The sequence below is a fragment of the Halomonas sp. DP5Y7-2 genome, from assembly GCF_019802025.1.
Lineage (GTDB): Bacteria > Pseudomonadota > Gammaproteobacteria > Pseudomonadales > Halomonadaceae > Halomonas > Halomonas litopenaei_A.
The window spans coordinates 39,364-61,889 of the sequence record NZ_JAHVHY010000004.1; the positions used below are offsets into that span (position 1 = coordinate 39,364).

The 22,526-nt window shown below is 62.7% G+C and carries 19 protein-coding genes; 10 read left to right on the forward strand and 9 right to left on the reverse strand.

Going from position 1 to position 22,526, the window contains the following annotated elements; translation table 11 throughout:
- Window positions 1-15: 15 nt before the first annotated feature.
- Window positions 16-840 (reverse strand): helix-turn-helix transcriptional regulator, encoded by an 825-nt coding sequence (locus KUW18_RS06935; RefSeq protein ID WP_206941708.1) that lies wholly within the window; start codon window positions 838-840, stop codon window positions 16-18.
- A 232-nt stretch (window positions 841-1,072) separates the two neighbouring features.
- Between KUW18_RS06935 and KUW18_RS06940 the strand changes: the two genes are divergently transcribed.
- Both KUW18_RS06940 and KUW18_RS06945 read left to right on the forward strand, forming a co-directional pair.
- A complete protein-coding gene (locus tag KUW18_RS06940; RefSeq protein WP_261317361.1) occupies window positions 1,073-2,434 on the forward strand; it encodes an MFS transporter in 1,362 nt (453 codons plus the stop codon).
- A gap of 7 nt (window positions 2,435-2,441) precedes the next feature.
- Entirely contained in the window at window positions 2,442-3,191 is a 750-nt protein-coding gene (locus KUW18_RS06945; protein ID WP_222162554.1) for a sulfite exporter TauE/SafE family protein, read from the forward strand.
- 48 nt (window positions 3,192-3,239) lie between these two features.
- Here KUW18_RS06945 and KUW18_RS06950 read toward each other — a convergent pair whose 3' ends face one another.
- Together KUW18_RS06950 and KUW18_RS06955 are read right to left on the reverse strand one after the other, a co-directional pair.
- Complete coding sequence (locus KUW18_RS06950) at window positions 3,240-3,857, reverse strand: flavin reductase family protein (protein ID WP_315857857.1); 618 nt, start codon at window positions 3,855-3,857, stop codon at window positions 3,240-3,242.
- 210 nt (window positions 3,858-4,067) lie between these two features.
- Window positions 4,068-5,360: a homoserine O-acetyltransferase gene (locus KUW18_RS06955; RefSeq protein WP_261396461.1), complete on the reverse strand. Its 1,293-nt coding sequence runs from the start codon at window positions 5,358-5,360 to the stop codon at window positions 4,068-4,070.
- A gap of 186 nt (window positions 5,361-5,546) precedes the next feature.
- Between KUW18_RS06955 and KUW18_RS06960 the strand changes: the two genes are divergently transcribed.
- The gene (locus KUW18_RS06960) at window positions 5,547-6,107 is read left to right on the forward strand and encodes a TIGR02281 family clan AA aspartic protease (RefSeq protein WP_224851962.1); all 561 of its coding nucleotides are present in this window, start codon (window positions 5,547-5,549) and stop codon (window positions 6,105-6,107) included.
- Entirely contained in the window at window positions 6,104-7,138 is a 1,035-nt protein-coding gene (locus tag KUW18_RS06965; RefSeq protein ID WP_206941702.1) for an NAD(P)H-dependent flavin oxidoreductase, read from the forward strand. The genes KUW18_RS06960 and KUW18_RS06965 overlap by 4 nt, the downstream gene beginning before the upstream one ends.
- 180 nt (window positions 7,139-7,318) lie before the next feature.
- Here KUW18_RS06965 and KUW18_RS06970 read toward each other — a convergent pair whose 3' ends face one another.
- The 4 genes from KUW18_RS06970 to KUW18_RS06985 all read right to left on the reverse strand — a co-directional run bounded on the left by KUW18_RS06970 (window position 7,319) and on the right by KUW18_RS06985 (window position 10,526).
- Window positions 7,319-7,708: a cupin domain-containing protein gene (locus KUW18_RS06970; protein WP_206941700.1), complete on the reverse strand. Its 390-nt coding sequence runs from the start codon at window positions 7,706-7,708 to the stop codon at window positions 7,319-7,321.
- Window positions 7,709-7,763: 55 nt separating this feature from the next.
- The gene (locus tag KUW18_RS06975; protein ID WP_222162556.1) at window positions 7,764-8,144 is read right to left on the reverse strand and encodes a carboxymuconolactone decarboxylase family protein; all 381 of its coding nucleotides are present in this window, start codon (window positions 8,142-8,144) and stop codon (window positions 7,764-7,766) included.
- A gap of 398 nt (window positions 8,145-8,542) precedes the next feature.
- On the reverse strand, window positions 8,543-9,571 hold the full coding sequence (locus tag KUW18_RS06980) for a patatin-like phospholipase family protein (RefSeq protein WP_206941695.1): 1,029 nt from the start codon (window positions 9,569-9,571) through the stop codon (window positions 8,543-8,545).
- A gap of 175 nt (window positions 9,572-9,746) precedes the next feature.
- A complete protein-coding gene (locus KUW18_RS06985) occupies window positions 9,747-10,526 on the reverse strand; it encodes a 3-hydroxybutyrate dehydrogenase (RefSeq protein WP_222162558.1) in 780 nt (259 codons plus the stop codon).
- Window positions 10,527-10,901: 375 nt separating this feature from the next.
- Between KUW18_RS06985 and KUW18_RS06990 the strand changes: the two genes are divergently transcribed.
- Window positions 10,902-12,713 carry a VRR-NUC domain-containing protein gene (locus tag KUW18_RS06990; protein ID WP_222561080.1) on the forward strand — a complete coding sequence of 604 codons (1,812 nt, stop codon included), beginning with the start codon at window positions 10,902-10,904 and terminating at the stop codon, window positions 12,711-12,713.
- 88 nt (window positions 12,714-12,801) lie between these two features.
- Window positions 12,802-15,084, forward strand: coding sequence for an ATP-dependent DNA helicase (locus KUW18_RS06995; RefSeq protein WP_222561283.1), 2,283 nt, complete (start codon window positions 12,802-12,804; stop codon window positions 15,082-15,084).
- Here the strand turns inward: KUW18_RS06995 and KUW18_RS07000 are convergent.
- Complete coding sequence (locus KUW18_RS07000; RefSeq protein WP_206941689.1) at window positions 15,081-16,931, reverse strand: monovalent cation:proton antiporter-2 (CPA2) family protein; 1,851 nt, start codon at window positions 16,929-16,931, stop codon at window positions 15,081-15,083. The genes KUW18_RS06995 and KUW18_RS07000 overlap by 4 nt on opposite strands.
- A 109-nt stretch (window positions 16,932-17,040) precedes the next feature.
- Entirely contained in the window at window positions 17,041-17,655 is a 615-nt protein-coding gene (locus tag KUW18_RS07005; RefSeq protein ID WP_222561081.1) for a glutathione S-transferase family protein, read from the reverse strand.
- Between the two features lie 201 nt (window positions 17,656-17,856).
- Here KUW18_RS07005 and KUW18_RS07010 point away from each other — a divergent pair, with 201 nt between their 5' ends.
- From KUW18_RS07010 to KUW18_RS07025, 4 genes are all read left to right on the forward strand, one after another.
- Window positions 17,857-19,938, forward strand: coding sequence for a PQQ-binding-like beta-propeller repeat protein (locus tag KUW18_RS07010; RefSeq protein ID WP_222561082.1), 2,082 nt, complete (start codon window positions 17,857-17,859; stop codon window positions 19,936-19,938).
- Between the two features lie 103 nt (window positions 19,939-20,041).
- Window positions 20,042-20,296, forward strand: a complete 255-nt coding sequence (locus KUW18_RS07015) for a hypothetical protein (protein ID WP_222162561.1) — start codon at window positions 20,042-20,044, stop codon at window positions 20,294-20,296.
- 443 nt (window positions 20,297-20,739) lie between these two features.
- Window positions 20,740-21,546 carry a helix-turn-helix transcriptional regulator gene (locus KUW18_RS07020; RefSeq protein WP_261396462.1) on the forward strand — a complete coding sequence of 269 codons (807 nt, stop codon included), beginning with the start codon at window positions 20,740-20,742 and terminating at the stop codon, window positions 21,544-21,546.
- 47 nt (window positions 21,547-21,593) lie between these two features.
- On the forward strand, window positions 21,594-22,508 hold the full coding sequence (locus KUW18_RS07025; protein WP_222561083.1) for a DMT family transporter: 915 nt from the start codon (window positions 21,594-21,596) through the stop codon (window positions 22,506-22,508).
- Window positions 22,509-22,526: the final 18 nt, after the last annotated feature.

Sequence of the window (22,526 nt, forward strand, 5' to 3'; positions counted from 1 at the left end):
GCTGAGGAATCCGCCTCATTCCCGCTGGCGTCGGGAGATCAGGGCAACGTGGTCGAGAAAGGCGCGGAACAGCTCTGCCTGGCTGGTCACCGACAGTCGCTGATAGATGTGCTTGCGGTGGACCTTGACGGTACCGTCACTGATGCCGAGTTGACGCGCAGCAGACTTGGCCGAGTGTCCCGCCAGCAGCAGTCGCACGATATCCTGCTCGCGCCGGGTGAGTACGCCCTGACCAAAGCTCGAGAACGCCAGGTCGACCGGCTCGTCGTCCGGTGCGGTCGATTCGACGGCGGAGCGCTGCCAGGTCCAGTAGTGGCGCAGCAGCGCTTCAATGACCGGGGTGAGGTGGCGCAGTGCCTGGAGCATGCGGCGTGTCAGTGTCGGGGCCTGAAGGCGAAAACCGAGCGACAGTACCATGACGGTGTCGTCACTGACCCGGGCAAACAGGCCAACTTCATCCCTCAGCCCCAGGCCGCGATAGTAGTGATGGTAGTACTCGCTGCTTTCGAAACGATCCGGTGCCAGGTCGCGCAGTCGATGAGCGCCACTTTCCACGCCAGCCTCGATCGCCTGAAACATCGGGTCTAGCAGATAGATGCGGCTCAAGTAGGGCTCGATGTCCCGCTCGCGCCGCTCTGGCGGGTAGTTGTCGTGAATCACCTGTGGCCTGCCACGTCCCTGGTAGGCATGCAGAATGAGTGCGTCCATGGCCACCAGTTCGGTCAGAGTGGCATCCAGCTGCTGGGGCAGGTCGCTGCGATCGGCGCCTTGAATCAGGCCAGCCAGCCGCTGATGCCAGCCCTGGGCGGCGGCACTGGCCAGATGATCGATGGAAGTCATTCAGCTCACATGAGTGTCAACGTCGTGCGCCATACTCTACCATTCTCAGGCTCTGTCACCCTCGGTCGTTGTCAACCCTCTGCTCAGTGATCGTTGTCAGGCCGAGGGCTGACCGGCGTCGCGCCAGGTGCGTGCTCCCGTGGAAGGCCATGCTGCCCAAGGCGCATGAACGCCGTGGCACCGGGCAGTGTCCGACTGCTATCTTGAACCCCTTTGCCAACAGGAAGGCGCGATGAGCGTGAGCAGCATTATTCCTGCCGCCACTGACCGAGTGCGTCGGCGAGAGATCTTCGGCTGGGCGATGTTCGATTTCGCCAACCAGGCCTACACCCTGCTGATCATCACGGTGGTCTTCGGCGAGCTTTTTACCACGGTGATCGTCGGTGATCGGGGGGATGGCTATCGACTGGCCAACCTGCTGTGGAGCCTGGCACTGGCGCTCAGCTTTGTGCTGGTCGTCGTGACCGGGCCGTTATGTGGCGCGGTGATGGACTACCGGGCCGAGAAAAAGCGTTTTCTGTTTGCCAGCTACGTGGCCACCATAGCGACGACGGCGATGCTCTACTTTGTCGAACCGGGCTATGTGGTGATGGGCTTCGTGCTGATCATCCTGTCCAACTATGCCTATTCCATGGGGGAGTCCTTTATCGCCGCGTTCTTGCCCGGGCTTGGACCGCCGGACAAGCTAGGGGCGATTTCAGGGTTTGGCTGGGCACTGGGCTATGTCGGCGGACTGGTAGCGGCCGGCTTTACCCTGGCGGTACTGGGCGAGGCGACGGCGGACAACTTCGAGCGGATTCGCTGGGTGGGCCCGTTTGCCGCCGGGTTCTTCCTGGTGGCAGCCATTCCCACTTTCCTGTGGCTAAAGGAGCGGGCCGAGCCGCAACCGCTGCGTCAGCGGTTCAGCCAGATTGCCTGGCAGCGCATCTCGCTGACCTTTCATGAGCTCAAGAGTTTTCGTGATCTGGGACTGTTCCTGATATCGGTACTGTTTTCCATGGCCGGGGTCTACATCATCATTGCCTTTGCCTTCATCTATGGCGCCCAGGTGATCGGTTGGCAGGAAAGCACGCGTAATCTGATGTTCATCATTGTGCAGATCACGGCTGCCGCCGGAGCGCTGGGGTTTGGCTTCATCCAAGACCGCATCGGCACCTTGGTGACGTACCTGCTGACGCTGGTGCTATGGGTCCTGGCCATTCTGGCCATCTGGGCGACCCCGGAGGTGACCGCCTGGCTGAACGCCACCTGGGGGCTCGACTGGCAGGCGGAGCAGCTGTTTCTGTTCGTCGGCTGCCTGGCCGGGCTCAGCCTGGGCTCAAGCCAGTCGGCCAGTCGTGTGATGGTGGGATTGTTCTCGCCACGCCAGAAGGCGGCGGAGTTCTTCGGTTTCTGGGGCCTGGCCAACAAGTTGGCGGGCATCGTCGGTATCGTTGGCCTGGGCTTGCTGCAAGCTGCAGTCGGTCTCAAGGCCTCGATCCTGCTGTGTGCCGCCTTCTTTATCATCGCGATCATACTGTGTGCCGGGGTCAACCAGCGCCGTGGGCAGCAAGTGGCCGGTGAGTGGGAAGCCAAGCGGGAAGCTGAAGCATGACACCCTCATGCTGAGCAGCGGCGTCATGTCGCTGGCCCTGCTGGCGCTGATCTTCGTGCTGGCAGGGCTGGTGAAGGGAGTGCTCGGCATGGGCATGCCGACGGTGTTGCTGGCGCTGCTGACGGTAACGCTGGGGCTGCCTGACGCCATGGCGCTGATGCTGGTGCCGACAGTGATCACCAATGTGTGGCAGGCATTGGTAGGAGGGCAGCTGCTGTCGCTGTGTCGTCGCCTGTGGGGGTTCCTGCTGATGGCCTGCGTTGGCGTCTGGCCCGGGGTATGGGTCCTTTCCCGTGTCGATGCGCGCTGGCTATCGCTGCTGCTGGGCGGTCTGCTGATCCTTTACGCCGTGCTGAACTTGAGCGGCCGGCAGCTGCGCTTTCGCGGCAGTCATACCCAGGCGGGGTGGCTGGGTACGGCTAACGGCCTGTTGACCGGCCTGACCGGCTCCAGCGTCTTTCCTGGCGTCCCTTTCCTGCAGTCCATCGGCCTGCCTAGAGACGCTCTGGTGCAGGCCATGGGCATGCTGTTCAGCCTGTCCACGCTCAGTCTGGCGCTGGCGCTGGGGGAGCGAGAGCTCTTGTCCATTGATCAGTTGCAGGCCTCCTGCCTGGCCTTGCTGCCGGCAGGGCTTGGGATGTGGCTGGGTGCCGAGCTCCGGCGACGACTCTCCGAGGCACGTTTTCGTCAGGTGTTCCTGATGGGATTGCTGGCCATGGGCGGATACCTGGTGATTCGCTCCCTGCTTGGGGGCTGATGCACTGCCGGGTTCCCCCTGGACAATCGAGCCGGCGCCGAATGCTGGTTACTTGGGACGTTCCAGCGCGAACAGATCCGTGCAGCGAATATAGTCACTGCCGGCCATGCGGCCGATGGGGGCAAGCGCCTCGCGGCCTACGTGGCGTCCGTCCCACACCTTGGGATCGGCGTGAATCACGGTCACTTCGGCCAGCACCAGGTTGCCTGAAAGCGGCTGATCGCCAAAGGTAAGGATGTCGTGGAGACGACAGCCGAAGGCGATCGGCGCTTCGCTGATCCGGGGAACCCGAAGATCGCCAAGGGGCGCCTTGGTTAGCCCCGCGTGTTCGAACTCATCGCCGTTCCGCGGCAGGCTGGCGCTGGTGGTATTGAGCGCTTCCGCCAGGGCTTCCCCGCCGATGTGCACGATGCATTCGCCCACCTCTCGCAAATTGGCAACGGTGTCCTTGGTGCCACCCTCGCCATTGAGCAGCGGCGAGAACGCCAGTATGGGAGGGGCAACACTGGCCACATTGAAAAACGAGAAAGGCGCCAGGTTGGCATGCCCTTCGCTACTCAGCGTTGATACCCACGCAATCGGGCGCGGTGCGATAGCGCCGGAAAACAGACGATAGATCAGACCTGCATCCAGGTCGGCAACCTGGAGAGTAGCGTCATGACTCACGGTGAACTCCTTGTCGATATGCCTGGGAGTACCCTGAAACGGTGCTCCTAGGATCAGTAACCTCAGACCCCCGACCATCCCAGCATGGCTGCCTGCTAAGGTCCAGTCATGGGCACCTTGCCCGCTGATGCCATGGCCATTAGCGAGGGTGCCTGAGCTGACGCTGACGGGTGGTGGGCGTCGATGGCGCTGCAGCCGTCGGCGCGACCATCAGCGCACTGGCGCTTCGAGAAAACCGCGCAGTTGATCGGCGGCTTGCTCGATACTGACCACGCCATCAAGGTGCCCGCGATCTCCCTTCAGCGTGTGCAAGGTAACCGGGGTGCCGTCAGCCTGAATCATGCGGGCCGTGTCGAGCACGTTCTCTGCTGGAAACACCAGGTCATCTGCGCTGTAGAGCAGCAGGGTGGGGGCCTTTATGGCGGCCAGGCCAGACTCGGCGTCACCCTCGGTTCCGGTCACGAAATTCTGGTTGGCCCGAACCAGATACAGCAGGTGGTTGGCGTCTGCCTTGCTGGCGCGGGCGGCGGCAATCTCATCGAGTGTGGCCACCACCTCAAAGTCGGCCGCGAGATCGTCTTCAGGCGACGCCAGTGGGTCCGCCCAGTCGCGATCGAAGGTGGCATCAGCCCAACGCCAGTGGTTAGCCTGCAGGGTGATCAGCTTGAGCGATTCTCTCAGGCCGTCGATGGGCGGGCGGTCATCATCGTAGTAGTCACCGTCGCGCCAGTTGGGATCGAGGCGAATCGGAGCGGCCCAGGCGTCGAGGCTGGCGATCAGCCAGGGATCGGCAACGCCAGCGCCAATCACTGCGATGAGACGGTCGACCCGATCAGGGTACGCGCTGGCCCACTCATACGCTTGCAAAGCCCCCATCGAGGCCCCCATCACGGCGTGCAGTCGTTGGATGCCCAACTCATCCATCAGCGCCTTCTGTACGTTCACGAAGTCACCAATACCGACCAGGGGGAATGTCGTACCCCAGGGCTCGCCGGTGGCGGGGTTGAGGCTGGCGGGGCCGGTGGTGGTGACCCTGGGGTCGCCAGCATTGAGGTTGACCAGGGTGTCCGAGGACACCACGAAGTAACGGTTGGTATCGAGTGGCTTCCCCGGACCAATGATGGCGTCCCAATAGCCGGCAACGTCTTCTCCGGAATAGCGACCTGCGGCATGGCTAGTGCCCGAGAAGAAGTGCGTGATCAAGATGGCATTGTCAGCGGCGTCATTGAGCTCGCCATAGGCTTCCCAACCCACTCTGACCGGCGCGATAGTGTCGCCTCCCTGCGTGGTGTAGTGGGACATCTCGAAGACATGCTTGTCGACCGCATCCATGGAGGTCGTGGGCGGAAGGCTAGCGTCTGCGCCGCTACCTGGGCTGAACATCGCCGTGAGCAGCACGGCCAGGGTAGTGCCCAGAACCTGCCGGAAAGGATGAGAGTGATGAAAGTGATGAAAGTGTTGAGAGGGGCGGTCGTGGAGTACGTCAGTAGAAGCTGTCATCATGAACCCTCCTTGGTGTCATTCCGATGGGATGCGCCTGCCGTATAAGAGGCTACGCCTGGCACTTGTGCCGTGATCTGCCGCTTGTCGCGTAGCGACTGGCATCAGTACAGCGGTCGCCGCTCGGCTGCGCCATGCTGCCTTCGTCGCTTCTGGCGACGTGGTGTGTTCGTCAGCAAGGAGAATGGCATGACCCGTCGACATGGGACCCGTGGCCCAGGTCTCGCCATGATGCTGTTATTCTGGGTGGTGTTCATGGCACTGGGTGGCTGGTGGATGTCTGTCTGGCTGACGCAGAAAATGCACCCCAATGCCCAGCTTGAAGCGGTGGCAGAAGGACAGCCGCTGCAGCTCAAAAGAGGCCCTGGTGGACACTTTGTAGCGCCGGGCAGCATCAATGGCATACCTGTGACGTTCCTGGTGGATACTGGTGCGACGCGGGTCGCTCTTCCCGGGAGTCTTGCTCGACAACTGTCGTTGCCGGATCATGGCAGCGCTTGGTTTCACACCGCCAACGGGCGTGCCCGCGGCACCCTGACCACGCTGGAATCTGTGACGTTGGGGGGCTTGTCCGCGTCTCGCGTCGATGGTTCCATCAGTCCTGGCATGGAGGGTGAGACGGTATTGCTGGGCATGAGCTTTCTTGGCCGTTTCGATTTGGCCATTCGTGGCGATATTCTGGAGCTGCGACCCCGTGAGGCGTCGTTGAACAACGAGGCCGCCGCTCCACATAAGGAGATTCAACCATGACCAGCCTTGCGCGACTTCGCTTGAAGCGCCCCATTTTTCAGGCGCCCATGGCAGGGGCTCAGGACGAGACGCTGGCGATCGCGGTGACGGCTGCAGGTGGCCTGGGCGGACTGCCCGCAGGCATGCTGTCACCGGAGGCGCTGGAGCACGCGCTGGCGGCGATCGAGGGGCATGGCCCCGTCAACGTCAACTTCTTCTGCCACACCACTCCTGAGGCGCAACCAGAGCGCCTGGAGCGTTGGCGAGAACGTCTGGAACCCTACCATCAGGAGCTCGGTATTGCTCCTCCCCCTCCTAGCGACAGCCCGACCCGACGTCCTTTCGATGAGGCCTCCTGTGCCATTGTCGAAAAGCACAAGCCCGCAGTGGTCAGCTTTCACTTCGGCTTGCCGAGCGCCGAGCTCGTCGAGCGGGTCAAGCGCTGTGGTGCGCTGGTCATGTCCAGTGCCACCACCCTGGACGAGGCCCGCTGGCTCGAGGCCAATGGCGCCGACGTCATTATTGCGCAGGGCACCGAGGCCGGCGGCCATCGAGGGCATTTCCTGAGCGATGATCTCAGCCTGCAGCAACCCTTGGCCAAGCTGTTGCCGAGTATCGTGGAAGCTGTGGCGGTGCCGGTGGTGGCGGCAGGGGGAATCGCCGACCCTCAGGGGGTCCGATGGGCGCTTGATCAGGGGGCTGCCGCCGTACAGATTGGCACAGCGCTACTGTGTTGTCCGGAGGCCGCTGTGCGTGCCGTTCATCGCAAGGCCCTGCTGGATCCTGCTTCAACGACAGAGATCACCAACGTCTTTTCTGGCCGACCGGCCCGGGGAATCGTCAACCGGGCCATGCGAGAGCTGGGCCCCATTTCCCGAGAGGTACCGGACTTCCCCCTGGCGGCCAGCGCACTCTGCGAACTGCGCGCGGCCCACGAATCCCGCTGTAGCGGTGATTTCTCACCGCTCTGGGCAGGAGAAAATCGCCAGCACTGCCGTGAGATTCCTGTCGCGGAACAGCTAGAGTGGTTGGCCGGAGGCCTGGCCGACTGAGCTGGGCTTTCCGACTCGGCCATGTCAGCGACGCCTGGACGTCTGTCGCCGTGGCGAGGGGGAATAGGTGAATCCCAACAGACGAGCGCCGAAGACCGATAGTGAAAATACGACAAAGCCGCAGCACATCGCTGCGGCTTTGTGGATGGGGGCTGTGTCAGCTAGCCCCACCCGCGAGTCTTAGCACTCGCCTTCGGCGCACTTCTCGGTTTCGGCCAGGTCGGCGGCATAGATGATGACGTCGCCATCGGACTCGTTCTTCCACCAGTGCCAGATCTCGTTGAACTCGGCGATGATGGACGGAGCTCTGTGCACACGCGGCTCCTCGTGCTTTGAGTTGTACTCGACGATTTCCCCCTGGAACACGAACAGAATGGCCGGGCGGTTTTCGTGGGAGTGGTAGGGAACGATGCCGCCGGGACCAACGTCGACACGACGGAAGCGCAGATGACGCTGCTCCAGCGGTGCGGCGCCAGCGGGCAGCTTGACGTCGGCCAGGTCGATGAATGCCAGGGTAGTATCGGTTTCGTCAACCGGTTCCATGGGCGGATTTTGCTGATGGTCAAACATGGCGTGACTCCTTTTTACGCTACGTTGGGGTGGGTCGTGTATCACCGGGGTGATGTCATGACTCGGGATAGATGTCTTTGACGGCGAGTACGGCATTGATCGTTACGGGGAAACCGGCGTAAGGCGCAAGCTGCATAAAAAGCTCGACCAATTCGTCACGGCTGAATCCTAGGGAACGCGCAATACCGATATGAATGCGCAACTGGGTGTCATGGCCGCCGCAGGCCAGGGCCGATAGCGTGGCGGCTTGGCGCACCTTGGGCTCCAGCCCGTCACGACCGTACATTTCGCCAAACGGAAATTCGGCCACCAGGCGCATCAGGTCCGGCGCAAAGTCACCAAGCTTTTCTTCCAGCGCCTGGGCGGCCGCAGGATTGTGTTGCCTGAAGAAGGCGAGGCCTTTTTCCATATTGGGTGATGTTGGGTGTGAGCTCATGATTCCTGCGTCCTCGTTGTGCATGTGTGCATGGGATGACGCGCATCCACATCTACCGGTAGTTGAGGTCTGTTTAAAACATACGACCGTTTCATATCGTTGCATCTGTCGTGCCCGTGATGGCCTATCTTTCATCCGGCACACTTCAACTGATCTTCGTGTCTTTCTTTGCTGTTTTGCGCCGCACTCTTCTTGTCTTGGGTGCACCTCGGCAAGCGTGATATCAGGACTCTCGATGGCCATTGGCTGGTTGAGGCAGCGCTCCACAATGGCCCGGCTTTGTCAGCGCCAGAGGCCATGCCTTACTGGCGCTGCTATGCTCTTTCGCTTTTCCGAGAAAGGGCGCGCTCTGCTCGCTCGCCCCATGCCAACAGGCCTGCCGTTCCGGTCGCCTTGGGTCAGTGGATACCGTCAAACATCTCTCTCAGGTCGACGCTATCTCGCTTACCGATATCGTCGTAGTGTTGCTCGATCCATGCCTGGGCACGTTGGCGACCTCTGTCACGAAGCAGACACAGGAACTCCCACTCCGCATTGAGCTTGGATGAAGCGCCCAGCGGCTTCAGCAGGTCCTGGCTGTCGATGATGTGGACCAGCATGTCGCGATAGGTGTCCGGATCAAGATGGCCTTCATGGATCAAACGCTTGACGAAGGCCAAGGCTCGCAGCTCTTTCAGCAGGCTGGCATTGAAGGTGATCTCGTTGGTCCGATTGAGGATCTCCTGCGCGCTGATGGGTGATCCTTCGCGCTCTACCGGATTGATCTGCACGATCAGAATGTCGCGAGACTCTGTTGTCTGGTAGAACGGGAACAGCGGAGGGTTACCTGAATACCCGCCATCCCAGTAAGGCACGCCATCGACTTCCACAGCCTCGAACAGAAACGGCAAACAGGCAGACGCCATCACCATGTCCGGTGTCAGTTCCTGGCGGTTGAAGATCTTGACCCGTCCTGTTTCGGCATTGGTGGCGGCGACGAAGACCTTCATCTGGTCACAGCCGCAGACGTTATCGAAGTCCACCTGCTCGATGATGATGTCCCGAAGGGGGTTGTACTTCATCGGGTTGAACTGACTCGGCGAGAAAAAGCGCGTCATCAGGTCGAAGTAGACGTGGCCCGGTGAGTAGTCGAGACTCCAGTTGCCACTGAGTCGGTCCCAAGGGGTGCGCTGCAGAATGCTGAATCGTGCTGCCTTGGAGACCGCTCTCCAGAAGGTTTCCAGCTTTTCCCTGGCGGCTTCGCGCCCGCCCTGAACCAGGCCATCGGCCAGAACAACGGCGTTCATGGCACCAGCGGAGGTGCCTGAAATGGCTTCGATCTCGATGCAGGGGTCGTCGAGCAGGGCGTCCAGAACCCCCCAGGTGAAGGCGCCATGGGCGCCTCCGCCTTGTAATGCCAGATTGATCTTCTTGGGTGGCTTGGCCATCACCTTCTCCTGTGGTGCAGCGGTCTTGCACAAGACCGTCCTTGAGACCTTCTTACCAGACCTTCTTGTAAGACCTTCCTATAAGGCCTTTCGTAAGGCCCTTTCAGCTGACCGCTTAACGCTGCCGTTTCGGTCGATGTGCTGTCTACGCATCATCAGCCCAGCACAAGGAGGGTCAATGTGCTGTCCAACCGCCATCCACCGGCAAGGCGATGCCGGTCATGGAGGCGGCGCCGTCAGAACACAGGAACAGGGCGGTGGCCGCCAATTGCTCTGTGGTGACGAATTCACGGGTGGGCTGGTTGGCCAGCAGCACGTCGCGAATGACCGAATCCTCGGAGATGCCGCGTGCCTTGGCGGTATCCGGGATCTGCTTCTCGACCAGCGGCGTCAGCACATAGCCAGGACAGATGGCGTTGACGGTAATGCCCTGTTCGGCAACTTCCAGTGCTACCGTCTTGGTCAATCCCAAGACCCCATGCTTGGCGGCCACGTAGGCCGACTTGTAGGGAGAGGCAACGAGGGCATGAGCCGAGGCAATGTTGATCACTCGCCCCCAGCCTCGGGCCTTCATGCCAGGCAAAGCGGCCTTGGTGAGGTGAAAGGCCGAATTCATATTGATGGCGATGATGGCGTTCCACTTGTCTTCAGGAAATTCGTCCACCGGTGCCACATGCTGTATGCCAGCGTTGTTGACGATGATGTCGACGGCGCCGAACGTGGCTTCGGCGCGCTTGTGCATGGCGCTGATCTCGCTCGGCTCCATCATGTTGGCGTTGTCGTAGACCACCTTGACGCCGTGTTTCTCAAGCTCCAACCGGGTGGTCTCCACGTCTGACGCCGCTTCGATACCGTTGATGACCAGGTTGATGCCTGCCTTGGCGAACCCCTCGGCGATGCCAAGTCCGATACCGCTGGTCGATCCGGTGATGATGGCGGTCTTCTGTTGGGGCATGAGTCGCTTCCTCTGTCTCTCGATCAGTACGTGGTTGTCGATATGTTGTCATCAGTACGGGGTATCGGCGCCTTGGTATCTATCTACTATCTATCGAAGGCGCTTGCGATACCTGCCGCTATCTAACTCGCTCGCGCTACCTGCCGCATGTTCCGCCGTTTTCAGTGTCACCAGCATAGACTGGCATTACAGACTCGGCTTTTGCTGAAATGGCTTTCTCCAGCAACTGCTCATCAATGCTTAGCAGCAAAAGTAAATGTCCATGGCGGTAGCGGACGTCGCCCACCCTCTCTCCAGGTGGTCAGCTAGGCGGCAAGGACATTGCCCGTCAGTGGGCGCTTGGGCGTGATAGGGCATCCTTGATAAGATGCCGCCATGACTCCTGACCTGCCGCAGCTACCTTCAGACCTGCGCGACGACCCCTTCTATTACCTGCGCCATTTCCAGTATGTGCTGGCGTGGGTGAGTAGCCGACACGGCGATCTGCTGGCCGCTCCTGAACGTGATTTCATCGCGCAATTCGATGGTCTCCCCGAACCTGCTCAAGCGCTGTTGGTGCGCATGGTGTCGCGCAAGGGAGAGCTGTTTCGTACGTCCCGGCTCGATTACGTGGAAGTGGGGGATCTTGGCCTCGCCCTGGAGGAACTGGCCGCCGCCGAACTGATCGCGGCGGATCCGGTAGTGAGCCATGTCGAGCTGATGACGCAATTGCGTCTTGCTGAGGCGCGACGGGTCCTGGTGCCACGTTTGCCGGATCATCAGCTCCCGGCCTCGGTATCGAAGACCCGCTTGGCTCAGGCGCTGGCGGATGCCCAGGATAAATCGGCGGATGCCCAGGATAAATCGGCGGATGCCCAGGATAGGTCTGCGGATGCCTTGGATAGGTCGGCGGATGCCTCGGATAGGTCGGCGGATGAGACGCCGTCCTTGCTGGGTCCCCAGCGCTGGAGTCAGTGGTGGCCGGACAGCAACGATGGCCTGTGGAGACTGACCGTGATGGAGGTCTGTGATCGCCTGCGCCTGATGTTCTTCGGCAACCTGCGGCAAAGCTGGTCGGACTTCGTCATGGCGGAGCTCGGGCACATGCGCTACGAACAGGTGGCACTCGATCCCGCTTCTCGCGGCTTTCAACAGCGACAGGAGGTCGACACCTATCTTCAGCTGCACCACCTGCGCGAGCGCCTCGAGCAAGGCGAGGACGTGGCGTCGGTATGGGCCGATGTGCCTGAGCTGCCTGATGACAATGCGTGGCTGAGATCGCGACGGGCGCGCCTGCTGCTGAGACTGGGTCAGCAGGCCCAGCGGGCTGGCCACGACGCCCTGGCCTTGGAGGCGTACGCCCTGGCGGGTCCCGGTGAGGCCAGGGTCAAGCGGCTGCGCCTGCTGGAGCGTCTTGGTCATGACCAGCAGGCCATGGAACTGGCGGAACAGGCGCTCGAGTCGCCGCAGGATGAGGCTGAGCACCAGGCGTTGGAGCGCCTGGTGCCGCGGCTGAGACGCCGGCTCGGGCTGCCCCGGCAGGAGCGCGCAGCGCTCGCGGATATCACGCTGTGGCAGCTATCGCTGCCGTCCCGTGCGCTGAATGACAGCGGTTGCGTCGAGCGCGCTGTGCGAGATCATCTCAGCGAGGATGGCGCGCCGGTGTTCTACGTCGAGAATCACTTGATCGCCGGACTGTTTGGCCTGTTGTGCTGGGATGTCATTTTCACCCCCTTGCCGGGGGCCTTCTTTCATCCGTTTCATCGTGGGCCTGCAGACCTTTATCGCGCGGACTTCGTGAGACGTCGCCGAGAGCGGTTCGATGCCTGCCTGTCTGCGCTGGACGACCAGGCCCACGTCTCCCAGATACGTCGGCGCTGGGAACAGAAGCGGGGCATCGCCAATCCGTTTGTACACTGGGAGGTGCTGGATGCCACGCTGCTGGATGTGGCGCTCGAGTGCATCGATGCCGCAGATCTTCGGGTCTTTTTCACCCGCATGCTGGAGGATGTAAAGGCCAATCGGGCCGGCTGGCCAGACCTGATCCAGTTCTTTCCAGCGGCAGCTGAGGGCGAGCCCCGCTATCGCCTGATCGAGATCAAGGCGCCAGGAGACCGTCTGCAGGACAACCAGAAACGCTGGCTTGAGCATTTTCATCGCCACGGGATTGCGGTGTCGGTGTGTCATGTGCGGTGGCATGATGAGTGACGACTCGCGCTGCCCGGACGATCCAGACGCTTTGCCTGAGGCAGAACGAGAAGGGCTATCCGGCAGTGTCGCTGACGATAGCCTGGTGATGTCGGTGGCGGTGCGTGAGCTGTGCGACTTCACGGCACGTCGGGGAGACCTTGATCATCGCTTTACGCCAGCCCCCAGCTTCCGCGAGGGCATCGACGGTCATGCCCAGGTGGTGGCCCGCCGCGGTGAGGGCTACCGCAGTGAAGTGGCCGTCGAAGGAACGCTGGCAGGGCTACACCTGAGAGGGCGCATCGATGGTGTGGCCGACGACGGTTCACGGCTCGAGGAAATCAAGACCCACCGCGGGCGCCTGGCTCGCATGGCCGACAACCAGCGGGCGCTGCACTGGGCGCAGGTGCGCGCCTACGGCGCGCTGTGGTGTCGCCAGCAGCGGCGTGAGCGCATCACCCTGGCCTTGGTCTACCTCGATCTGGTGACAGGTCGTGAAACTCTTCTCAGCTGTGAGGCATCCGCCTCACAGCTGTGGCAGGAGCTCGCTGCGGCCTGTCACGACTATCTGCACTGGGCCAAGAGCGAGGCGCGCCATCGACGCCGCCGCGACAGTGCCCTGCAGGGCCTGCGCTTTCCGTATCTCGACTTTCGTCCCGGGCAACGCCAGATGGCGGAAGCCACCTACAAGGCGGTGGCCACCGGCAAGGCCTTGCTGGTCGAGGCGCCGACCGGGATCGGCAAGACCCTGGGCAGCCTGTTTCCGGCGTTGAAGGCCATGCCACGGCATGGCCTCGATCGCGTGGCTTTCCTGACCATGAAGACCACCGGGCGGCAGCTGGCGTTGTCAGCCGTCAATCAGCTGGATCCAGGCCCCGAGCGGCGGCTTCGTGTGCTGGAGCTGGTCGCGCGAGACAAGGCCTGCGAACACCCTGATCTGGCCTGTCACGGTGATAGCTGTCCATTGGCGCAGGGCTTCTATGATCGACTGCCCCAAGCGCGCCAGGCCGCCGTCGCCCACGCCAGGCTGGATCGCGCCGGGCTGCGAGAGGTGGCGCTGGCGCATCGTCTGTGCCCCTACTATCTGGGCCAGGAAATGGCACGCTGGTGCGACCTGGTGGTGGGGGACGTCAATCACTACTTCGACTCTAGCGCTCTGCTGCATGGCCTGGCTCAGGCGCGCCAATGGCGCCTGGCGCTGCTGGTGGACGAGGCGCACAATCTGATCGATAGAGCGCGGGGCATGTATTCGGCCAGTATCGATCAGCGCAGTCTGGCACGCCTGAGCAAGGAGGCGCCCGCCGCGCTGAAACAGCCTCTGGCGCGGGTTGTGCGGCAGTGGCAGGCGGTGGTGCGGGAACATGGCGGCGACCAGCCGGGCTCTCGGGATGCACCGCGCTGGATGACCCTGGGGACGATTCCGGCAGAGTTTCTGCAGGCCCTGCAAGGGTTGAGCGGTGCCATCGGTGATCATCTGGGAGAGCATCCTGAAGATACCCGGCCCGCCCTGACCGATGCGTTGTTCGAGGCGTTGGCATTCTCTCGCCTGGCCGAGCGATTCGGCGACCACTCCATGTGCGAGTTGACCCGCCGGGGGCGAGGTCGCGCCCGACTTGCCATCGTCAATCAGGTGCCTGGCGACTTTCTCGCTCCGCGCTTTGCAGCCGCCCATGCCAGCGTGTTGTTCTCGGCGACGCTGGCTCCGCCACGCTACCAGCAAGACTTGCTGGGACTACCGGCCCACAGCGTGTGGGCCGAGGTCGAATCTCCCTTCACTGCCGAGCAGCTCGACGTCAGGATCTGCACCCATCTGTCGACCCGCTACCGCCACCGGGAACAGTCGCTGCCGGGTATCATCGAGATGATGGCAGCCCAGTATCAGCGGCGACCCGGCCACTACCTGGCGTTTTTCTCGAGCTTTGCCTATCTGGATAGAGTGGTCGCCGCCATGGCCGATGCCTACCCGGAGATTCCCCGGCGGGTGCAGCGTCGCGGTATGGACGAAGCCGAGCGTGAAGCGTTTCTGGCCGACTTTGCACCGGGAGGCTGTGGTATTGCGTTTGCGGTGTTGGGCAGTGTCTTCTCGGAGGGCGTGGACCTGCCGGGAGATCGGCTGATCGGTGCCTTTGTGGCGACCCTGGGCTTGCCTCCCAGCGACGCTCGCCAGGAGGCCTTGAAGTCACGCCTCGAGGCGCGCTTTGGCCAGGGCGACAACTACGCCTATCGAATTCCTGGGCTGATCAAGGTGATTCAGGCCGCCGGACGTGTGATCCGCGGGCCAGAGGACAGCGGCACGCTGGTGTTGCTGGATGATCGCTTCGCCTGGCCGGAGGTGCGCGAAAGGCTGCCGTCCTGGTGGCAGCCGCGTCAGGTGAGTTCGCCCGACCCTTAGCGTTCAGGGGGATGGGAGGCGGGGGGCTCGGTGCTGGCCCTCGAAGGAATTTCATCGACCCTGCGCAGGATGTCTTCGTCCGCTTCGTACAACGTCTCGAGTTCCTTGGCCGCCTGTCGGATGGTCTGCATCTGCTTCTTCTCATTGCCGAAGACTTCGAGCTGTCGCCGCAGGGTATCTTCATCATGGGGGCGGAAGGTATCGATGGTCTGTTGGGCCTTGTCCCGCGGAATGCCCAGCCCGATCAGCACTTCTCGGGTCATCTCGAGACTGGCTGGCAGCAGCTCGCGCAGCACGTAATCCACCTTGGCTCGCATCAGCCGCTGGGCATGCTGACGATCCCGCGCGCGAGCGTAGATCTTGAGGTGGGGAAAGCGCTTGCTGGCACGCTGGATGATACGCATGGAAATCTCGGGATCACCCACCGCCACTACCAGTACCTGGGCCTGGCGAGCCCCTGCGGCCTCCAGCAGGTCGAGACGGGTGGCGTCGCCAAAGTAGACCTTGTTGCCGTAGCGTCGCACGAAATCCACGTGGTCGGCGTTGATGTCGAGAATCGTGTAGGGAATCTCGAGTCCCTGGAGCGCGCGTCCCATCACCTGACCAAAGCGACCGAATCCCGCCAGGATGATCCTGGGTGAGTCGTCGTCCATGGCGTCGAACTGGCGCTTCGGACGAGGTTTCTTGAACAGCGGGCGGATCCACCGCTCATAGCCGAGAAACAGTACCGGCGTGGTGGCCATGGACAGCGACACGACCAGCACCAGCAGGCTGACGAGACTGGTCTCCAGCAGCGCTGCGCTGCCGGCCGCGGTCAGGACCACGAAAGCAAACTCGCCACCTTGAGATAGCAGCACCCCCAGGGTGGTGGTCTCGCGCCAGCCACAGCCATAGGCGCGTGCCGCCAGCATCAGACTGGCGCCCTTGGCCACCAGCAGCAGTGCGGTCAGCCCCAGGACCAGCCCCGGGGTCTCGGCCAGCAGCCCGATCTGGGCGGTCATGCCCACGGCCATGAAAAACAGACCTAGCAAGAGGCCTCTGAAGGGCTCGATATCTGCCTCGATACTGTGGCGGTATTCAGAGTCGGCCAGCAGAATGCCGGCAATAAATGCCCCCAGGGCCATCGACAGGCCTGCCAGCTCCATCAGCAAGGCGGCACCAATCAAGACCAGCAGCGACATGCCGGCAAACACCTCGCGGCTTTCGGTGGCGGCCGCTCTGCGAAACAGCGGCGGCAACAGCTTGCGTCCCCCGAAGATAAGGCCGGCGAAGGCGGCGACCGCAATCGCCACCTCCTTGAGCGCTGACATCACTCCTCCGGCGGCCAGGCTATCCGCGCCGAGGATCGGGATCACGGCCAGCACCGGGATGGCGGCCATGTCCTGAAACAGCAACAGGGAGAACGCCTTGCGCCCGTGGCGACTGTTGAGCTCCTGGCGCTCACCGAGCAGATGCAGGACCAGCGGGGTGGAGCACAGTCCGAGGCTGAAGCCGACGACGGCCGCCGCGACCGGAGACAGGCCTAGCGCGAGAGCCGTGACGCCGAGCACGAGGGTGGTGATGGCGACCTGCAGCGAACCGAAGCCGAACACCGGTTTACGCATCAGCTTGAGACGCGCCGGCTTGAGTTCCAGGCCGATGACAAACAGCAGGAAGACGATGCCGACCTGGGAAAACTGCAGCACGCCTTCCGCGTCAGGCACCAGGCCGAGGGCAGACGGGCCAATCAGTACCCCGGCGATCAGGTAGCCCAGCACCTCTCCCAGCCCCAGGCGCTTGATGACGGGCACCACCACCACGGCTGCAGCAAGAAAAATCAAGACGTTAAAAAGGAGGGCGGTGGCCAAGTCGTGACTCCGTTACGGCGTTGCAAGAAGCCACCAGCATACCTGATATCCGACAATGAGAGATGACCGACCGGGCCGGCCGGTCATTGACCATGGCCACCTCAACGGCTCAGGCAGGGAGCGCCTCGTCACCGAGGGAGACATACCCCGGCAGCGCTTGAATGCGCTCGAGCCAGGCCCGTATGCCGGGAAGCGTCGACAGCGAGAAGCCGCCTTCATGGGCAACGTGGGTATAGGCATACAGCGAAATATCCGCAATGGTCGGGCGGTCGCCGACCAGATAAGGCGTCGCTTCCAGCTGACGCTCCATGACCTTCAGCGCCTTGTAGCCGCCCTCTTTCTTGGCTTCGTACTCGGCCTTGCGTTCATCAGGCAGGCCAAGATACAGCGAGATGAAGCGGGCAACGGCGATATAGGGTTCATGGCTGTACTGTTCGAAGTATTGCCACTGCAGCACCTTGGCATGTTCAAAGCGGTCCTGCGGTAGCCAATCACTGCCGCCGGCCAGGTAGTGGAGAATCGCGTTGGACTCTGCCAGAAAGCGTCCGTCATCCAGCTCAAGAAGGGGAATCTTGCCGTTGGGATTACGCCCGAGAAAATCCTCTTCACGGGTGTCACCGGCCAGGATATCGATGCCGATCCACACCATTCGGATGTCGAGCAGCGAGGCCAGCAGCTTGATCTTGTAGCAGTTTCCCGAACGGGTATCGCCGTACAGATTCATCGGCGTGTTCCTCTGGAGCAACGGATGGATGGCACATCATGCCATGTTCGTCGCCTCACGCCAGGCATTTGGCGTGCCTCTGCACGGTACGCCACGTGGGTCGCAGTGATCACCGGCAGCTTCTATTCTGAAGCTGCACGTCGCGAGAGCTGAGGCGACGACTTGCCTCGTGGCCGTCAGGGACGAAAGGAGATGCACTCAATGGATAACCGTCGGGCTGCCAAGGGGCCTTCCATCATGCTGGGACTGGTGCTGGCTGTAGTGGCATTGGTGCAGCTACTGGCGGGAGCGCTGCTGCTGGCTCAGGGCGGCAGTGTCTATTACGTGGTATCTGCCGCGGGGCTGGTGGCCGTGGCCGCAGGGTTGATGGGGCGCTGGCGCGGCACCTTGACGGTGTATGCGGCGTTGCTCGCCGGCACGCTTGGTTGGGCGCTGTGGGAGGTGGGGCTAGATGCCTGGCGCTTGATACCTCGGCTCTGGGCCCCGGCCTTGCTGGGACTGGTGTTGCTCCTGCCATGGTGGTCTCGCGGCGCCACTGGCCTCGGTCGTCAGGGAACCGGGCTGACGTCGATCGTTGGTCTGGCGCTACCGCTGCTGGCGGCGGCACCGCATATCGTCGAGGCGTGGCAGCAAGGTGATCGTGCTCATGCGCCGTTCGCACTGACCGACGTCTGGCACACCGAGCTGACGGCAGGGGTGTCGTCCCTGGCACTGTCGGATGATCAGCAGCAGCTGTTTGTCTGCACCCAGCAGGGAGTGATGGCACGCCGAGCCACCACGGGAGAGCCGCTATGGGCCTACCAGTGGCAAGGCGATGTCGCCGGGGAACGCTGCGCGTATCTGGCCTTTCATGATGCCTGGCAAGGCCCCGTCGAGGGCGCGGCGGGGGTGTTTGTACCCATCCCAGGAGAGCAAGAAGGGGATCCCCTGGAATTGGCATCCACCCATGAAGGCGCCGGTGAGAGCGGTATCAGCGAGACCGACTTGATGTGTCCGCAGCGGCTGTTTGTCGCCTCCTCATCCGGCACTTTGCTGGCGCTGGACGCCGACACCGGCAGGCCCTGCGAGAGCTTTGCCGCGGCCGGGATGACCACCGTCGAAGCGACGTCGCTGGCGGCGTTGCAGGTGACCGATGGCGCGATAGTGGCATCTGCCATGGAGGATGGCCCCGCCCTCCAACTGCTCGACAGCGGCTCGGGAGAGAGCCTGTGGAGCTGGGGAGACGCGGCAGGTGGCGACAGACTGCTGGCGGTCGATCAGGCACTGAATCGCCTGATCGTGTCGTCCGCCGCCAGGGTGCCTACCGGCGACGCAGGAAGCCTGATACAGGCAGTGGATATCAGCGATGGCACCGTCCTGTGGCAGACCGAGATGCTGGGCGGTATCACCGCGTCTGGCACGGCTGCCTTGATGACACTGACGGCAGAAGAGGCAGGTCTCGCCGGCGCTGGGGAAGATGCCGGCGGCAGAGAGGAACAGCCTGACGCGACAGCGCTGGTGATGGTGGCTGACACCGCCGCCGGGTTGACGCTATTCGACCGGTTGACCGGGGAGATACTGTCCCACGAGGTGCTGGCCGCTTCACCGCCCTTGGCCGAGGAGCCTTGGCGCAACACAGCGCTGACAACGGCTGGCGCGGCTGAGCGAGATGCCTGGGGGCTCACCCCCGTTGATCAACTCTGGTGTCGACTGCGCCAGCGCACTCGGGATCACGGCCTTCCCAGTGCGCTGCCGGCTCCGCTGACAGACCTGCTCGCGGACCTGCTCGTGCATCCGCCCATGGCACCGCCCTGGTCACGACAAACGATCTTCGGCTCGCCGGACGAAGGCTCTTACCTGCTTGCCAGCACTGGCCTGGTCAGCCGCGACGGGGGCAGGCTTGCGTGGCCATGGTGCCAAACGCCCCCTTGGGGGGCGGTGGCGCGTGTCAGCCTCGGGCCTTCGACAACGGGGGAGTGGGTGTCCACGGTGTCGGGCCTGGACGTTCACCACCTGAAGCCGTCGCGGTTCTCACCGCGACGTTTGATGGGGGCGACTGGCTTGACCGCGCCTGTCACGATCGACAACACCGTTGTCGTCGGTGCCAGCAGTGCCTCGAGGCTGTTTTTCCTGCAGCCCGACACTGGCCAAGCCTTGGGCACACAGTCCCTTGCTGGCGGTGCCGTAGAGGGGCTGTGGACGTTCACCGAAGCACCAGGGACGTCGTATCTCGTCGTGGCGCTGAAGCATCGGCAAGGGGCGTCACAGTTGATCGTGATGACGCCGAACTCGATGCCTGAATAGCGAGTCGTTGTGTCTCGCGCGGTCATGGCGATGACTGGCTGCGTCAACATCCATGGCAAAGCGCCGTCGGTGCGCTTCGCTTGACTGGCAGGAGGAGGGGGAGATGCGTCTGCTGATCATGATCATCATTGGCGTGGCACTGGTCTTGCTGTTGCTCTGGACCTGTCCAAAGCCTCGTCAGCATACCGCGATGTGGGTCTTTAGCCTGGCATGGCTGGGAGTCTGTGCCTGGAACTTAAGCGTCGGGTTGTCACACGGCTATGCCCTGGGGGAGGAGCTGCTGGTGCATGCGCTACTCTTCGGCGTGCCGGCAGGACTTGGCTGGTGGCGGGTGTGTCGGGAGCCGTCTTCCGCCTGATCCTTGGATGACGGAGTCTGGGTGACTGGATCAGTGTGACGGGGTCAAGGGTGGCTGGATCTAGAGTGACAGAATCAGCAACGCGTGACAGCGGTCAGCGATCGACGGCTCCAGGGCGTGGCAAACGCGAACTAGTGTGCCGTCGGGACCTTCTTGTAGTGGCCCGGGACCTTTACCCGTTCACCGTTGGGCAGGGTCTTGACGTGGGTGGGAACGTAAACGCGCTTGATGACACTCTTGGATGTCGCCATGACGGACCTCCTGCATGTTCCATGGAGAGGACCTCCGACAGACATCTCTATCAGAGCCTGGCGGGGTTGTAAATGAGAGGGTATCGCTTCTGCCAAGGAAGTGCGTTTGACCTGGATCAGCTGGCGCCCAGGTTTCCAGGGCGACGGCGCGAGGGCTAGACTGAAGGTCTGGCTTTGGGACATGACCTTGCAATGATGCTTGACGCTCCAGTAATCGAACGGCGTAGCTACCCGGATAGGGTGCTCAGTGACCGGCATGACTACCAGCAACTGCTGCTGGGGCAAGGTGGCATGGTCGAGCTGGAGGTGGCCGGTCGGTGTCTGCGGGTAAGCGAAGGCGTGCTGGCACCGGTCCCCAGCGGTGACCTGCATCATTATCTCGCCCCCGCGGACAACGACGTCCTGGTGCTCGATCTCCCGGTGGAGTGGTGCCATGCCCTGGGTATCGAATCCTTGTTTGAATCCGGCCGAGGGGCGAGCCGCCGCCTGTCGGGGATCAAGGTCCCCACAGCACTGGCGACCGCCGCGCCTACGGGCCCTGCGGATGTACCTCGGCTGGCTCAGTGGCTGCTGACCTTGGCGACAGCGCTTGACGCAGGGGGGGGCAAGCCGTTGCCGTCCCAGCGGCTAAGTCTGCTCAGACTGTTGCCAGAGGTCCGTCGTCGTCTGGAGCAGCCATGGCGGGTCAGCGACATGGCCAGCCTCTGTCACCTGTCCGAGGCCGTCTTTGCGCGTCAATTTCGCGTCCTGATGGGCATGGGACCGGCGGCCTGGCTACGCCGCGAGCGTCTGATCTTGGCCCGTCAGCTGCTGATGGGCACTGGCGCGCAGGGGAGGGCCATGCCCGTCTCCCTCAGCGAGATTGCCCTGGCCTGTGGTTTTCACGATGCAGCACATTTTACCCGGGTCTTTGGTGAGGCCCACGGCATGCCGCCGGGGCGCTGGCGACAACAGACCGCCCAGCAGGTCTTGCAAAGGTCAGAATCGTACAAGACATGATGGCGTGCGCCGCACACACTCGAGTCCTCGTCTGTGTGGAGGTCCTCATGTCTGTTTCTTCATCCTCATCCAGCGGTGACATCGCAGCGCGTCCTGATCTGCGACGCCGGGCCACCTTGATTGGCGCTACCACCGTGCTCAACTGGGCCATGCTGTCGCTGTTTACCCAGCTGGCCGGTCCGGTGCCGCCATTTCTGTTGACCGCCTTGGCGTTTGCGGTGGCCTTCGTCTGCTTCGTAGTCTATCAGCGCCTGCGGGGAGAGGCGGTCATCGCGCCGATGCGCCAGCCGCCACTGATCTGGGCGCTGGGTGTCGGTGGGTTGTTTGGCTATCACGCCCTGTATTTCGTCGCTCAGCAGAATGCTCCGCCTGCCAACGCTGGCTTGATCAGCTACCTGTGGCCGCTGCTGATCGTGCTGATGGTAGCGCTGTTACCCGGCGAGCGCCTGCGCGGCTATCACGTCATCGGCAGTGTGCTGGGCTTCTGTGGTGCGGTGTTACTGATCGGCGGTGATGTCAATGCCGGTGGCAGCCTGCTTGGCTACGTTGCCGCCTTTGCCAGTGCCTTTGTGTGGAGCGGTTACTCGGTACTGTCCCGGGCCACCAGCAAGGTGCCGACCGCCGCCGTGGGTGGCTTCTGTCTGGCCACGGCGATACTGGCAGCGATCTGTCACCTGGCCTTCGAGACGACTCGTTGGCCCGAGGGCAGCGCTTGGCTCGGTGTCATTGCCCTGGGTCTGGGCCCGGTAGGCAGCGCGTTCTTTACCTGGGATATCGGGGTCAAGCAGGGCGATCTACGCCTGCTGGGCTTCCTTGCCTACTTTACGCCGCTGCTGTCGACGCTGGTGCTGGTGGTCACTGGCTATGCCGCCCCCAGTCTGTGGCTGGCCGGTGCCGCGGGGCTGATTACCCTGGGCATGCTGGTCGGTAGCGGCTGGATCGGGCGTCGGCGCAGCCGCTGAGGTTGGCGTGTCACAGGC